Source organism: Lactobacillus sp. ESL0700 (assembly GCF_029392095.1).
GTDB lineage: Bacteria > Bacillota > Bacilli > Lactobacillales > Lactobacillaceae > Lactobacillus.
Genome location: NZ_CP113930.1, coordinates 987,039 through 1,001,848 on the forward strand (window position 1 = coordinate 987,039; position 14,810 = coordinate 1,001,848).

Consider the following 14,810-nt stretch of genomic DNA (forward strand, 5'->3'; position numbering starts at 1 on the left):
AATTAATCTTTGTTAATTTCTTTGGCTAAGATAATGAAAGACTTGCATACGCGTTCAGCCTTTTCAGGAGCCATTTTTCTTAATTCGTTAAGAACCTTCTTAATGAAAACTGGAGTATTATCTTGATGATTTTCTACCTTAACTTCTTTGAAGCGGTAAGCGTTCATGATAATATCTGGTGTTGTTGTATTTAAAGCTCTGGCGATTGAATCAAGCTTTTGAATACTAATGTTTTGGTTCTTAGTACGTTCAAGACGTGAGATAAAGTTAACTGACAAATCACTTAATTCAGCGAGATCCTCCTGTGTCAGTTTTTGTTCACGTCGTCGACGGCATATTTCTTTTCCTAAATTTATACTCATGGAATAAATCAACCCTTTCAAAAAAATAATCTCTATTCAAGATTATAAAATAAAATGTTAAGAATAATAAGTATAATCTTTAATTTCAAGTAACCGAATTGAAATTAAAAATTATTTTTAAAAACCCCAGATAGTATTGTAGGACATTTTGCTAAAAATTTAAATAAAAATGCACCTAGAAAAATTCAACTTAAAATAAAAAAGGGAAAAAGTGGCAAATATTATCTTAAATGGCGTAATTGCTTGTCACATGGGAAAGGTAAACAAAAAGATTAAAGTATAGTTAATTATTAAATGCAATGTATTTAATTTTTGCCTAGTAATCGCTTAAATTTTATAATTTTTAAAATATAGGATCCTTAAATGACTTTCAAATTAAATATTTACTTGGTTTAAGTAAGTAATTATTAATTTTAATCTGGTGAGTTTAGCGTGTCAGCAACTTGTTTTGGCAAATTTATCCAGTTATATCAACGATTAAGTAGCTATTATCTTTGCAAGAAAAAATTACGGGGTAGCAAGTTAAGAAGAGGAATATAAAAGAGTAAATGCTAAAATTATTCTTGATGTTACTTCGTATAATATATATTATGTAAAGTTATTTAGAAAAATAATTATTATTCAGAAGAGTCATCACTGACTGACTTTAAATTATGGTTTATTGTAAATAATCAGATCATGCAACGGTATTTGAATAAAAAAACTCAATTTGAGTTCATACAGAATTTATTTAACTGCTGAGATTGCAATTCTACGGCCAAATAAAATTATTTTGGCTGATAACTGATAACCTGTTAATCCAGTTAGTTTGAATTTGCTAGTTGTTAGTAATAATTAAAGTGTAAAGTAGTAATGACTGAATTTTTTAATGCAAGGATTTTATTTTGTATTATATATAGAAGAAATGAGTCATTAGTTTTATTGCGGACGTGGCCGTTATTATAAGTATTTTTTGGCTGCTATCATTAAAACTATAATTTTAATGATAGGTATAAAGAGCTGTCTTACAAGGTTTTAGCTAAATTAATTTAACTGACAATCAATAATTAATAATTTTTTAGCCAATTAAAAAATCAATCAGTATTTAAATTTTAAAACTTGGGAGCAAACACAAATGCTGAAAAAATAATTTTGTCTCAAAAGATGAAATTGCATGCCAGGAAATAATTTGTCGACTTAATAACTTAATAACGGCAATACCACGAATCCTACTTTTCTCCCTCCTCTTCTCTTTTATATCATTTTTCATAGTCAAAAATTCGAACATACATTCTACTTTTGCTTTATAATTATTAATGACAATAAACTATCAAGGAGAACATATTTGTGGAAACCAAAAAGTATTTAGACTTAATTGAAGCTGAGCTTACAGGCATGCCGGATTTTGTTAAGGAATATAATTTCGGCACCAACCATTCATTAACAACCACTTACCAATATTTAACAGAAATACGACGCTTTTTTGATTGGCTGCGCCAAGAAGGAATTTCCTCTGCAGCGGATAATCGGGATATTGACATTACTACACTAGCAAATTTGCGACGCAATGACATTATGTTGTACATTAATTATTTAGGCCACGTTAAAAATCAGCAAGGACATTTAAATTCACCGACAACGATTAATCGCTCAATTAATGCCTTACGTTCCCTATTTAAATTTTTAACGATTACTGCTGACAATAATGATGGTCAGCCTTATTTTGAGCGTAACGTGATGCTCAAAATCGACTCACTTAACAACACAAAGACGTTAAACTATCGAGCACATATCCTTGAGTCGCATATGTACATTGGAAAGTTAAAGTATCAGTTTCTTGATTTTATTGAAAATGAATATGAACAACATTGCAATAAGCAGGCCTTGCCGAGTTTTAAAATAAATAAAGAACGCGATATGGCAATTATTGCTTTAATTTTGGGAACTGGAATTCGAGTTTCTGAATGTGCCGGCGTTAACTTGTCAGATTTAAATTTGAAAAAGGCTACGCTCGATGTTACGCGTAAAGGTGGCCAGCGCGACAGTGTGCCGATTGCTGAATGGACTTTGGATTATATTACTGAATATCAGAAAGTTAGACGTGAGCGCTATTTAGCCACTAAAAAGGAAACTGCGTTTTTCTTAACTCGGTGGCATCAAAAGACAAAAAGAATGACAACTAATGCAATTGAAAAAATGGTTAACAAGTATTCCGCTAGCTTTGGTCACCCACTGACACCACATAAGTTGCGCCATACCCTTGCTTCTGAGCTCTATGGCGTGACTAAGGACCAGGTGCTTGTAGCACAGCAGCTTGGACAAAAAGGCACCTCAGCCACGGATTTATACACTCACGTCGATCAGAAAAAACAGCGTGATGCCTTAAATGAAATTTCTGAAACGGAAAATAAAGATTAAATAAAAAGTACCAATAACTGCTAATTTGCTGCGTAACAGTTATTGGTACTTTTTTATAGTTACATGAATTTTATTCAAAAGTCGTTTGCCAGTTCGGATCATGATATGCATCAAAGCAAGCTTTAATTTCTGCTTTACTGTTGCGCTCAGCTGATAACTCAGGTAGATCTTCAAGACTGAAATAGCGACAGTCAGTTGTTTCCGTGTTTTTGACAAACTCGCCGCCAACTTCACGACATAGGAAGAAAACATCAATGACATTAATTGCTCGCTCGCCGCGAATCGTATGTATGTGGTTGCGAATTGTAATTACTCGTTCGGCAACAACGTCACGACCTGACTCCTCTTTGGCTTCTTTAATGCAATTCTCTTTAACGGATACATTAGGCTCGCACCAGCCACCAGGCATTGACCAAGCACCATCTGTGGTTTCTCGCACTAGCAAAATTTGATCATCTTTAAAAATCGCTGCACGAGTGCCCAGTTTAGGCGTCTGGTAACCGTCATCACTGCTGAATAATGACTTAACCTGCTTGAGTGGCAAACCAGTTTTAGCGGCCATCATTTCTGTAGCAATAGCTCTAATTCGTTCGTAGCGCTCTAAGTCAAATTTGTCGTGACCATACTCCAAGCCATCTTGAGCTAAGCTTTGTAATTCAATTGCCCAATCAGTAAACTGATCTTTTTTATCCATGTTTTCTCCTTTAAATATTACAGAAAAAAGCAGCTATAAAAGCTGCTAATTATTTTGTTAAATCAATTTTGTCAATGTCGATCATCCAGCCAATGGCAAGTGATTTTTCACCTAAGTGAGTCGCAATGCCGGGGCTAAATCTGGTGATTGAAATTGTCTTATCTGGGAATTCTTTTAATAAAAATTCGTTTGCTTCCTTAACCTGACTTTCATCATTTGAGTCAATAATGAATAACTTGATTTTATTCTTGTATGGCAATTGGTTGATTTTCTCAACTGTCAAACTCTCCATTTTGATGAAAGCTCGCTTCATTGAGCGGATTTTGTCAAAAGCAACAATTTCTCCGTCTTTAAAGGTTAATAACGGCTTAATATTAAGCATTGAACCAATAAAGGCACCAGCATTACTTAAACGGCCACCACGGCTGAGGTTTTTCAGGTCATTAACGACAAATACCTCATCAATTGTTGCTCTGATTTTTTCTAAGTGATCAAGAATAGTTGTTAAATCTAAGCCATTTTTGATCATTTTTGCAGCAGCCAAGACCAAATTACCCTGCAAACGCACAGTCATCTTGGTATCAACTGGATGAAGATTGTATGCTGGGTGACTCTGGGCAATATTACATAAATTTTGATAGAAACTTGAAATGCCACTAGAAAGTGTAATCGCGATAATTGCTTCATATCCTTCTTCATGTAGCTTGTCAAAAAGGCTAGTCATACTACCCATACTTGGCTGTGAGGTTTTAGGAAAATCAGCACCCTCCCGCTGCAGCTCAAAAAGCTTGTCGGAAGTAATATTGACACCTTCTAAATATTCTTCATTACCAATAATAATTGGAATTGGCACAACAATAATATTATTGTCTTCAGCTTCTTGTTTAGTTATAACGCTAGTACTATCGGTAACTAATGCAATTTTCATCTAATTAACCTTTCGCTTATTAATATGTGATACAAGAGAAATTATAGCATAAAAATAGGCGGGCATTCTACTATCTATCTAAAGAGACTTTACTGTTTCTAATTTAGTAGCCAATTGGTTAATTGTGGTGCTCAACTGCGCAAGATCGTTTGGTGAAAAATCTTTGAAGAGCACATCTTCAATTTGCTTTAAGGCAGCTTTTAACTCGGTAGCTTTTTGAGTACCAGCCTCGTTTAAGACGACCGATTTACTGGAATTACTCTCCGACCGGGTAATTTCAACTAAAGCCAAAGTTTTTTTCTGTTGTAATTGTCTACTTAAGGTTGATAAAGATATATTTAAGTTTTTTGCTAAACTTCCCATTTTTAGCGGTTGATTACCACTTTTATCGAAGTATAGTAAAATTCTTGTTTGCGATAAGTTTAACCCACATTTACGACTGATTTCATTTTTTATTTGCGCGGCAAGCGTGCTAAAACATAAAATATCCATTCAACTAACCCTTTTCCTCTGACTAACTAAAAGATAAAATTATTTTCAATACTATAAATTTTTGCGATAAAAAAGCTGAAAATCATTGTTAAATAAGCGTTTATTAGATTAATTAAAGCGTGAAACAATAGTATTTAGTGTGCAAATAATTTTATTGTGAAACATTTTGACATTAATTTTAACTTATAAAGAATAAATACTGATATTCATTAATATATATTACCAGTATAGCATCTTTTTGCAATGATTTGTTTAGCTAATATTAAATTTGTTAATATATTGTTATTGTACGTTATTTTAAGAAAGTCGGTATCATGATACTTATACTTATTGTCAAATAATTGGTATAATAGAGTTCGTATTTTGAGGTGATCTTTATGGCATTTGACGGCTTATTCATTCATAGCCTATTAAACAGTGTGGCTCCAGCTCTTGTTGGTGGCCGCTTATCAAAAATTTACCAGCCTTTTAACCAGGATTTGATTTTAACTTTTAGAAAAGAACGCAAAAATCAGCAATTATTGATTTCTGCAAATGCGCAATATCCGCGGTTTTACTTAACCAAACAAGCAATTAGTAATCCGGATAAGGCGCCTACTTTTGTAATGGTTCTACGAAAATATCTTGAAGGCTCGGTTTTACAGTCTATTAATCAGGTTGGAGTTGACCGGATTATTAACTTTTGTTTCAGTAATCGTAATGAGCTTGGCGATCAGGTACAACTTGTTTTATCAGTTGAATTGATGGGTCGCCACAGTAATGTGATTTTATATGACCAAACAAGCGGTCATATAATTGATCTATTAAAGCGAATTAATCCTGATGAAAACCGGGCACGAATTCTACTACCTAAGGCAAAATATGAATTGCCGCCCCTTAATCCGGGTTTAAATGGCTTTGAGTTAACGGAGAATGACTTTAATCAGGAAATTGCTGGCTGCGAGCCAGCGGCTTTTGCTAAAAAAGTTGGCGGCTTAGACCGTGATGATCGAGATGAATTAACCGGCTATTTGGAAGATGATAATACTTACTCAACTTTCACAATTTTTATGCAGCAATTTAATAAGTCTGGCGCGTTTGTTTTAAAAACACCTAATAACAAGCGAAAAATCTTCCCTTACCTCCCCTATCACCTAGATTTAGTCCAAGAGAGCACAGATCCAGATTTAAACCATGCTCTTGATGAATTTTATCAATATCAGGCTAATCGTGATTGGGTTAAGCAAAAGGCAAGTCAAGTTGAGCGCATTGTTAAAAATGAGCAAAAAAAGTTAAGTAAAAAAATTGTCAAACTTAATAAGCAGCTTAATCAAGCAGAAAATTCCGAAGGGTATCGCATTCGGGGTGAAATTTTAAATGCAAATTTGAGGCAAGTTAAACCTGGGATGACCAAGATTTCTTTGCCGAATTATTATGATAATAATCAACCAATTGAGATTAAACTTGATGCTGCATTGTCTCCAGCGCGCAATGGTCAAAAATATTTTACCCGTTATAAAAAGCTGCGAGATTCGATTAAGCACGTTAAGCAGCAAATTGATATAGCACAGAGTAATTTAACTTACTTTGATTCCATTCAAACTGCGATTGATAACGCTGAGCCACAAGATATTGACCAAATTACTGATGAATTAATCAGCCAAGGTTATATTCGCCGCCCGCAGAAGCAAAAACGCCGGAAAAAAATTACGGAACATAATTTAAACAAGTTTAAGCTTACCTCTGGTAAAACAGTGCTGGTTGGTAAAAATAATTACCAAAATGACTGGTTAACGCTTAAAAAGGCAAACAAAACTGATTTTTGGTTCCATGTTAAGAATATCCCCGGCTCACATGTTATTTTGCAAGATGACCAGCCTACCGATGAAGATATTGCGGAAGCTGCTGAAATTGCGGCCTACTTTTCTAAAGCTAAAGATTCAGCGCATGTGCAAGTTGATTATGTTCAAGATAAGCGTGTTAAGAAGCCAAACGGTGCTAAACCTGGATTTGTTATTTATACCGGACAGAACTCGATTGAAGTTACTCCAGAAAAAGATCGTGTTTTAAGTAAACGAATAGATTAAAAAAACCGAGAATGCATTGCATTCTCGGTTTTGCGTTAGCAAATTAAATTTCTAAATTGGTTGCGTGGTTAGTGATAATGATTCTAAGACCTGCAAGATTAGTTCCGTAGTTTCAATACTAGATAAAACAGGAATATGTGTGTTTAAAGCTTCATCTCTGATCCTTATTGCGTCACCACTTGCTGTATCTGAAAGGTTAGTAATATTAACCACCATCACAATTTTATGCTGGTGAATTTTTTCCAATAAGTTATTCGGATCCGAATGAACTTTGCTTACCACACCAGTTGTAATCCCGGCTTCAGCGAAAGAATTGGCAGTACCTTCGGTCGCCACAATCTTAAAACCTAACCGGTTAAAGCGTTGTGCCAACTCCGTCATTTTTTTCTTGTCCTCATCACGAACAGAAATAAAGAGAGTACCAAAGCTTGGAATATGCAGGCCGCTGGCTTCATAACCCTTATAGAGAGCTTTAGCCAGTTCCGTATCGCGGCCCATTACCGAGCCAGATGACTTCATTTTGGAATCAAAGGTATTGCCACTATTGTAATCAACGTATGAGAAGACTGGCATCTTAACATGAATAAAGTTATTTGAATGCCAGAGGCCCTTTTTACAGTCTAAGTCAGCCAAATTCTTTCCCGTTAACACTGCTGTCGCGTATGATGTAATATCTTTGCCTAATGATTGCGATAAAAAGGCAACATTGTGCCCCGCATACGGCTTAATTTGTAATAGGTAAATACTCTTATCGACAATTAAAAAGTGAAGCGTGAAGATGCCGCGCATCTTTAGCCGCTTAATTAATTCGGTTGCATATTCAACTAGCAACTTTTTGCCAGCTTTAGACAAATTTTGTGGTTTAAAGACCGCGATTGAGTCCGAGGCATGTGAACCTGACTGCTCTAAGTGCTCAATAATTCCCGGAATGGTAACGTCTTTACCATCAGAAATCGCCGTAATCTCATACTTGTTACCTTCAATGAAGTGTGACAAAGTTACTTTTGATAGCTGAGTTTCCAAAACATACTTCTCTAATGCTGGCTGATCATAAACAACGGCCGACTTTTGCTTAACCCCCTGGTTATTGAAGCCGCCGATCAAAATTGGAAAATCGTGTTCTTGAATAAACTTTTCTGCTTCCTTAGCGTCAGTAGTCGTCAAAAGCGGATTTTGCTTAAGTGACTTCATTGGCGTTGTCAGCAGCTGCTTAATCTTGTCAACGGGATTCTCGCTATGATTACCTAAAACATTTAAACCACATTGAACGAGCTTATCTCCTAGTGCGTTGATTTTTTTACCAGAAAATTGGAGTAAGACATTTTTGATGTTTTCCTTGCGTGTTACCTGAACAATATTCTCAACCGTGACAGGTTCGAAATAGATGCGATCAGTATATTTATAACTAGTGGCCACGGATTCATCATTATTGGAAATTAAGATAGTGGCATAATTATTATTATGTAAAGTTTGTACCGCATGACTAATCATGTAGTCAAACTCGCTGGTAACTGATACTTGTGATGGCAACATACCAATGACAAGTATCTTATTGTCGGCTTTAAGTGGCTCGACTTCATCCTGAACGCCAAAAGCACTGTAATAAGCAGAAACATTGGGCCGATAAACACCTGATGACCCATCAATCTGCAAATAAGATGGTGTCAAATGGATTTTTTTAAGATGCTTTTGCAAGGCATCAAGACTAATTCCAGTTAAATTGGCAATTAATTCATCACGAAACCCGCGCTTTTTAGCCTCAAGAAGTAATTCATCACTTGGTTTATCTTCGTTTAATTTCTGTCCGATCTTGACAATGTTTTGCAATTTTTGAAAGTAAACGGGATGCAGCTGCAACAGCTGTTGTAATTCTTGATAAGAAAATCCTTTAGCAATAGCAGCTAGCAGCTTAATCAGATGCATTTCATCGGGATGAAGTAAGTCCTGCTTAATTGCTTCCTTGTCTTTTTCTGTTTCGGCGACAAATAATTGCACGGCCGTATTGAGATTAATTGTTGAAGCAAGGCCCTTTAAAAATGCCGTTTCAAAATTGCGCCCAATACCAATGGCTTCCCCGCCTGATTGCATTCTTTTACCTAAAGAATAGTAGTTTGCTCCCAATTGCGTTAGTGACCAGTACGGCATGCGCACAGCGACCTTATCTTGAGTTGGCTCAATTGCGGCGTTTAGCCCCGACATGGGGTCCGTAATCTCGTTAAGGCGATAGCCAATCGCGATTTTGCTAACGATATAACCAACACTATAAAGACCAATTCGTTGTGTCCAAATTGCGCTCCTAGTTAATCGTGGTTTAATTGTTAAAATTTTGACATCAAACTTAGTTCCCTGATGCTTAACAGCAAAATGAATATTCAAAATACCAACTATTTTTAAGCTAACCGCAATTTTTTGCGCAATCTGTCTAATGCGTTGCACTTGGTCATTATTCAGAGTCAATGCCGGCATTACCATCGCGGAATCCCCGGCATTAATTGCAACCGGTTCAATCGAATCCGCAAAACTGGTGAATAGCACATTGCCATCACCATCACGGATAATATTGACGATGACTTCTTCCCATGAAGACAAATCTTCAATTAAGCGGTAGTTGTCACAGGAAAAGCCTTCGCATTGCCGCTCTTTTTTAACGTAATCAACCAAATCTCGAGTTTTGTGAAAAATAGTCTGCTTATTAGGCAAATAACGCTCTTTTTTGACCAGTAAGACAGGAAAAGTAACTTTTGTGTCTAATTCATGCGCCAAATTTTCAATGGTAAAATCGGCTAGTTTCCAATTTTGATTGACGATTAGACCGTTTTGCTTAAGAAAGGCAGTCATTTTCTGTTGAGAATTAATCATCAAGGTTTCTTTATTTAGCGTGAGCAACTTAATGCCCATTTGCTGCAAAATCCCATCGTTGACTAAATCCATCGTTACTGACAACCCCGTAGTTGAGCCGTACGCAGGAATGATTGCATCGGGTTCTTCCATGCGAATAATTCGCTTTAAAAAGTCCAAGGTCATGGGTTCAAGATAAACGGTTACTCCCGGCCTTTTATCAGTTGAAATTGTTGCTGGGTTAGGATTTACAAGGACCACATGAATGTCTTCTTCTAAAAGCGCTCTGATTGCATCAGAGGTCAGTAAGTCGGTTTCTGCAACACTACCTACCAGTGTTGGTCCTGATCCGAAGATTAAAATCTTATCTAAATCGTTTTCTAAAGGCATACTCTACCCCATCATCTTTACAAAATCATCAAAAATAGATAATGCATCAAGACTTCCTGGTGCACCTTCAGCGTTGAAAGCTGTACCGATTATCTTTTTCTGCGTATTACAAAAGCCCGCCAGTAAATAACTGTGCAGGTCAAAGTATTCCTGTTCCATTTCCATTTGGACGCTATCAGCTAAGACCAATTGGGAGATGTTCATTGCTGTTTGCCAAATATGGTTACAATTTTGTTCAATTACCGGATAATTAGTGCCATTAAATTCCTCAGGTAAGTCAACTAATTCAAACTTCAGGTAGTCACTGAGGGCCAAAAACCCTAGACCGATGCCCCAAATAGGATACTTTCCACAAAAATGAGTAAACATTGGCTCTAAAGTAGCTTTGACTTCAGCGGCTTTACCTGGTCCTCCCGAGATAATAATGCCATCCGGTCGTAAATTCTTGATGTCGGTTACAGAAGCATCGAGCGGCAAGACTGTGGCGTTGATTTTTCTTAATGATAGTTCGCGCAGCATTGAGTGTTTGAGCCCGAGGTCTAAGACAGCAACGGTTTTGCCTACATTTGGTGCTGCATAAGCGTTTTTGGTTGAAACCGCAGCCGATTTGTTTTTAGGCAAGACAAGTGCCTTGATTTGGTCAAAAGCATGTTCATCACTTGCGTCCATAATTGACGCCTTGATGGTCTTTTCTGCAATCAATAAGTGCACCAGCGCCCGCGTATCAACGCCATATAATGCCGGGATTTTCTTTTCTTTTAGAAAAGAATTTAAATCTTGAAAATTTTCGCTATCGGAGATATTTCGGGCAACATCGTTGGCAATAATTCCCTTGACAGTTGGGTTAATGCTTTCGTAATCAATGGCATTAATTCCGTTGCCCCCAATCATTGGCGCGGTAAAAACAAGTATTTTACCAGCATTGGTTGGATCGGTTAAAGCTTCTTGATAGCCATAATTGCCGGTTTGAATTGCCAATTCACCCGTTGAAATAATTGAGGCACCAAAGCCCTCACCTTCAAATGAACTGCCATCCTCAAGAATTAAATATCGTTTCATGTAATCACTTAGTTTCTCTTAATTCAGCTAGCCGCTGCAAAAAGATTTGCGGTGGCTCTATCTGAAACTCAAGCCACTTGCCACTAGATGGTTGTGAAAAGCCTAAAACTTGAGCATGTAAAAATTGCCCATGACCTTGTAAGGTATGATGCGGTCCGTATAAGGGGTCGCCTGCAACGGGATGGCCAATATAGGATAGATGAACACGGATTTGGTGCGTCCGACCGGTCTCTAATTGACAACGAATTAAACTGTAATCTTTAAATTGTTCAAGCACTGTAAAATGCGTGACAGCATCTTTGCCATTTTCAACAACAGCCATCTTTTTGCGATTGTAATGATTACGGCCAATTGGTGCATCAATAACACCACTATTTTCGCTAAAATTACCGTGAACAATTGCTAAATACTGCCTTTTATTAGTCTTATGGGCTAATTGGTCTTCTAAGCTCTCACGCGCATGAGCGTTTTTGGCAATCATTAATAAGCCTGATGTATCCTTGTCAATGCGGTGGACAATCCCTGGGCGAAAGCCTTCAGGACTGGCAGCTAAATCTTTTGTATGGTATAACAGCGCATTAACTAAGGTATGATCAGGATGTCCTGCTGCTGGATGGACAACCATTCCTTGCGGTTTATTAACGACAATGACATCTTCATCTTCATAAACAATATCCAGCGGGATATTTTCTGAAGTGACTGCTAACGGCTTTAGAGCCGGAACTGTTACCTCGATTTGATCACCAGGCTGCACCTTGTATGAAACTTTCTCGAGCTTTTGGTTGACCAATATTTGTTTATCTTGAATCAATTCTTTGATACGAGTACGCGATAAGGTCGCAATTTTGGCAGCAATAAACTTGTCGAGCCGTCCTTGTTCAGTCTTAACTTCAAGCTGATAGTTTTCAGTCATTCACGTTACCACTTTCATCAAAAAACACCAGATAAATAAACACCAGAATAATGCCAACAGTGATTGCGGAATCGGCAATATTAAAGATATTAAAATGCATAAAATCTAATTGCAGCATGTCAACTACGTATTTGAGGTGAATGCGGTCAACTAAATTACCGATAATGCCCCCTAAAACAAGGGCTAATCCCCAATCAAATAACATGTTCTTGTATTTGGGCTTAAATAGATAAAACAGGCAAACACCAATTGCAAAAACGCTAATCAGGTAGAAGAGCCACATTTGCCCAGTCAGAATATTCCAAGCAGCACCGTTATTTTGGACATAAGTAAATGACAAAATGTGCGGCACAACTTGATGAACTTCTCCTAGCGCATAATTATTGCTGATAAAAGACTTAAGTCCTTGGTCTGCAAGGACAACCACTAAAGAAATAATTAAATATAAAAATTGCATAAATAAGTTTTAGAATAAACCGCTGATTTTACCATTATTGTCGACATCAATATCAAGTGCTGCTGGATGCTTAGGTAATCCCGGCATATCTAAAACATGACCGGTAGTAATTACGATAAAGCCAGCACCGTTTCTTAAGCTTGCACCCTTAACGTGCAAAGCAAAATCAGTTGGTGCCCCCAGTAATTTTGCGTTATCAGTAAATGAATATTGCGTTTTGGCAATGATAACGGGTAGTTTATCTTTTCCAATCTTTTCTAATTCTTGAATATCACGCTCAGCCTTTTCGCTGTACTCAACGCTTGTTGCGTGATAAATATTTTTGGCAACTTTAGCAATTTTGGTTTTGACGTCATCCATTGCTTGATAAGTTGGTGTCAAGTTGGATTTACCAGAATTAGCTAAGTCAACGACAGCTTGAGCAGCCTCAATACCGCCCTTTGAGCCTTGCTCATGATAGTCAACAACCTTTGCGTCAATTCCCTGCTCGTTAACTAACTGTGTCAGCAAATCGAGTTCTGCTTGTGTGTCGGTTGCAAAACGATTAATCAGGACGATTACAGGAACATCATAATTACGCATATTATTCATATGGCGCTCTAAATTCTTAAAGCCGCTGCGTAAAGCAGAGAGATTTTCCTGATCTAGATTATCGGTTGAACCTTCAGCCTGATATTTTAATGCTCGCACCGTTGCAACAACAACACTAGCGTCAGGCTTTTTATCAAGTTTAGTAGATACAAAATCCATAAACTTTTGGCCGCCAAGATCGCTACCAAAACCAGCTTCTGTTAAAGTGTAATCACTTAAATGAAGAGCAAGGTTAGTTGCAATAACAGAGTTAGCACCGTGAGCAATGTTAGCAAATGGCCCACCGTGCACTAATGCAGGTGTGTGTTCAATTGTTTGTACTAAATTTGGCTTTAGTGCATTAGAAAGAAGTGCAGCAATTGCCCCTTGAAAGCCAAGTTGTTTAACATAAACTGGTTCATTAGCAGTTGTATAACCAACCAACATAGCACCAATTCGTTTTTTCAAGTCGTTAATGTCTGTTGCTAAGCACAAAATTGCCATTAGTTCGTTAGCAACGGTAATTGCAAAGCTTGACTTATGTTCAATCCCATTGAATTTAGAACCTTGGCCAACTGTTACTTGACGTAAGCTACGGTCATTAACATCAATTCCGCGTTTCAAGACAATTTTGTCAGGGTCAAGATCAAGGTCATTTTGCTGGTAAATATAATTGTCAACAAGTGCCGCTAAAGTATCGATTGCGGCAGTTAACGCGTGCATATCACCTGTAAAGTGCAGGTTAATATCTTCCATTGGAATAATCTGGGCTTGACCACCACCAGTGGCACCACCTTTAAGACCAAAAACAGGTCCCATTGACGGCTCACGCAATGCAATTACAGTTTTTTGATGTAATTGGTTGTTAATTGCGTCACCAAGTCCAATTGTCATTGTTGACTTGCCTTCACCAGCTGGTGTTGGTGAAATTGAGGTTACTAAAATCAGCTTACCTAAGTGTTCGTTAGCTTGAACTCTCTTAATTGCTTGCCAATTAATCTTGGCCTTGTCATAGCCATAAGGCTCAAGGTCAGCCTTAGTTAAGCCTACCTTAGCTGCGATTTCATTAATTGGTAAAATTTGTGCTTCTTGTGCAATTTGAATATCTGTTTTCAATTAGCATTCTTCTTTCTGTCTTTAAATTAAGTTGTCATTTTGTCTTCTTGCCTTTTCATATTAGAATTTAGGTCCCACCTTTGTTAAAATCAACTTCTATTATAGCAAATTTTAAAAATATTTTCTTATTTACAGGCTAATCGCAGTCACAAAAAAGCAGCCAACATTTTTAGTTGACTGCTTTTAATCTAGTCTTTAGCAATTCGCAATAGATAATATTTTTCTAAATCGGCAACGGTGATTACGTAAACATTCAAGCGGCGCCACTGCCAGAACATTTCTGGCTGCTTGTTGCTTTTTACTTTAGCCCTGAATGGCAGTTTAAAATACTGCTCATTCCAATATGAAGTTAAAAAGGTATAAATGAGCAAGATTATAAAGACTAAGCCGAGAATAATTGCCGGCCAGTTAGTAATGTGTGTACCCTCATAAGCGATGATTAAGCTAAGAAATAGCACAACAAATACCCAGCTGAAATAGACTAGCCCTACACGGCCAAGAATAATAAAGTGTTTTTTAGTCATTTAA

12 protein-coding genes are annotated in these 14,810 nt (G+C 37.0%); 2 read left to right on the top strand and 10 right to left on the bottom strand.

Going from position 1 to position 14,810, the window contains the following annotated elements; translation table 11 throughout:
• Window positions 1–2: 2 nt before the first annotated feature.
• Complete coding sequence (locus OZX63_RS04710) at window positions 3–362, bottom strand: helix-turn-helix transcriptional regulator (protein ID WP_277132737.1); 360 nt, start codon at window positions 360–362, stop codon at window positions 3–5.
• A 1,326-nt stretch (window positions 363–1,688) separates the two neighbouring features.
• Between OZX63_RS04710 and xerS the strand changes: the two genes are divergently transcribed.
• Entirely contained in the window at window positions 1,689–2,759 is a 1,071-nt protein-coding gene (xerS, locus tag OZX63_RS04715; protein ID WP_277145061.1) for a tyrosine recombinase XerS, read from the top strand.
• Window positions 2,760–2,829: 70 nt separating this feature from the next.
• On the opposite strand, the gene OZX63_RS04720 is transcribed toward xerS, so the two are convergent.
• The 3 genes from OZX63_RS04720 to OZX63_RS04730 form a co-directional block, all read right to left on the bottom strand.
• Window positions 2,830–3,453 (bottom strand): NUDIX hydrolase, encoded by a 624-nt coding sequence (locus OZX63_RS04720; RefSeq protein ID WP_277145063.1) that lies wholly within the window; start codon window positions 3,451–3,453, stop codon window positions 2,830–2,832.
• Window positions 3,454–3,502: 49 nt separating this feature from the next.
• The gene (locus tag OZX63_RS04725; protein WP_277145065.1) at window positions 3,503–4,381 is read right to left on the bottom strand and encodes a DegV family protein; all 879 of its coding nucleotides are present in this window, start codon (window positions 4,379–4,381) and stop codon (window positions 3,503–3,505) included.
• A 78-nt stretch (window positions 4,382–4,459) separates the two neighbouring features.
• On the bottom strand, window positions 4,460–4,873 hold the full coding sequence (locus tag OZX63_RS04730; protein ID WP_277141925.1) for a MarR family transcriptional regulator: 414 nt from the start codon (window positions 4,871–4,873) through the stop codon (window positions 4,460–4,462).
• A gap of 377 nt (window positions 4,874–5,250) precedes the next feature.
• On the opposite strand from OZX63_RS04730, the gene OZX63_RS04735 reads away from it, so the two are divergent.
• Complete coding sequence (locus OZX63_RS04735; RefSeq protein WP_277141927.1) at window positions 5,251–6,939, top strand: NFACT RNA binding domain-containing protein; 1,689 nt, start codon at window positions 5,251–5,253, stop codon at window positions 6,937–6,939.
• A 51-nt stretch (window positions 6,940–6,990) separates the two neighbouring features.
• On the opposite strand, the gene OZX63_RS04740 is transcribed toward OZX63_RS04735, so the two are convergent.
• From OZX63_RS04740 to OZX63_RS04765, 6 genes are all read right to left on the bottom strand, one after another.
• Window positions 6,991–10,167 carry a carbamoyl phosphate synthase large subunit gene (locus OZX63_RS04740; protein WP_277141929.1) on the bottom strand — a complete coding sequence of 1,059 codons (3,177 nt, stop codon included), beginning with the start codon at window positions 10,165–10,167 and terminating at the stop codon, window positions 6,991–6,993.
• A gap of 3 nt (window positions 10,168–10,170) precedes the next feature.
• The gene (locus tag OZX63_RS04745) at window positions 10,171–11,226 is read right to left on the bottom strand and encodes a carbamoyl phosphate synthase small subunit (protein WP_277141931.1); all 1,056 of its coding nucleotides are present in this window, start codon (window positions 11,224–11,226) and stop codon (window positions 10,171–10,173) included.
• 4 nt (window positions 11,227–11,230) lie between these two features.
• Window positions 11,231–12,139: an RluA family pseudouridine synthase gene (locus OZX63_RS04750; protein WP_277141933.1), complete on the bottom strand. Its 909-nt coding sequence runs from the start codon at window positions 12,137–12,139 to the stop codon at window positions 11,231–11,233.
• A complete protein-coding gene (gene lspA / locus OZX63_RS04755; RefSeq protein WP_277141935.1) occupies window positions 12,132–12,596 on the bottom strand; it encodes a signal peptidase II in 465 nt (154 codons plus the stop codon). Before lspA ends, OZX63_RS04750 begins: the two co-directional genes overlap by 8 nt.
• A 9-nt stretch (window positions 12,597–12,605) precedes the next feature.
• Window positions 12,606–14,282: a formate--tetrahydrofolate ligase gene (locus OZX63_RS04760; RefSeq protein WP_277141937.1), complete on the bottom strand. Its 1,677-nt coding sequence runs from the start codon at window positions 14,280–14,282 to the stop codon at window positions 12,606–12,608.
• Between the two features lie 188 nt (window positions 14,283–14,470).
• Window positions 14,471–14,806, bottom strand: coding sequence for an acyltransferase (locus tag OZX63_RS04765; RefSeq protein ID WP_277141939.1), 336 nt, complete (start codon window positions 14,804–14,806; stop codon window positions 14,471–14,473).
• Between the last annotated feature and the right edge of the window lie 4 nt (window positions 14,807–14,810).

Excerpts from the sequence above, each read along its gene's own strand:
- OZX63_RS04710 (WP_277132737.1), bottom strand. The coding sequence starts at position 362 with ATGAGTATAAATTTAGGAAAAGAAATATGCCGTCGACGACGTGAACAA.
- OZX63_RS04720 (WP_277145063.1), bottom strand. The coding sequence starts at position 3,453 with ATGGATAAAAAAGATCAGTTTACTGATTGGGCAATTGAATTACAAAGC.
- OZX63_RS04725 (WP_277145065.1), bottom strand. The coding sequence starts at position 4,381 with ATGAAAATTGCATTAGTTACCGATAGTACTAGCGTTATAACTAAACAA.
- OZX63_RS04730 (WP_277141925.1), bottom strand. The coding sequence starts at position 4,873 with ATGGATATTTTATGTTTTAGCACGCTTGCCGCGCAAATAAAAAATGAA.
- OZX63_RS04735 (WP_277141927.1), top strand. The coding sequence starts at position 5,251 with ATGGCATTTGACGGCTTATTCATTCATAGCCTATTAAACAGTGTGGCT.
- OZX63_RS04740 (WP_277141929.1), bottom strand. The coding sequence starts at position 10,167 with ATGCCTTTAGAAAACGATTTAGATAAGATTTTAATCTTCGGATCAGGA.
- OZX63_RS04745 (WP_277141931.1), bottom strand. The coding sequence starts at position 11,226 with ATGAAACGATATTTAATTCTTGAGGATGGCAGTTCATTTGAAGGTGAG.
- OZX63_RS04750 (WP_277141933.1), bottom strand. The coding sequence starts at position 12,139 with ATGACTGAAAACTATCAGCTTGAAGTTAAGACTGAACAAGGACGGCTC.
- lspA (WP_277141935.1), bottom strand. The coding sequence starts at position 12,596 with ATGCAATTTTTATATTTAATTATTTCTTTAGTGGTTGTCCTTGCAGAC.
- OZX63_RS04765 (WP_277141939.1), bottom strand. The coding sequence starts at position 14,806 with ATGACTAAAAAACACTTTATTATTCTTGGCCGTGTAGGGCTAGTCTAT.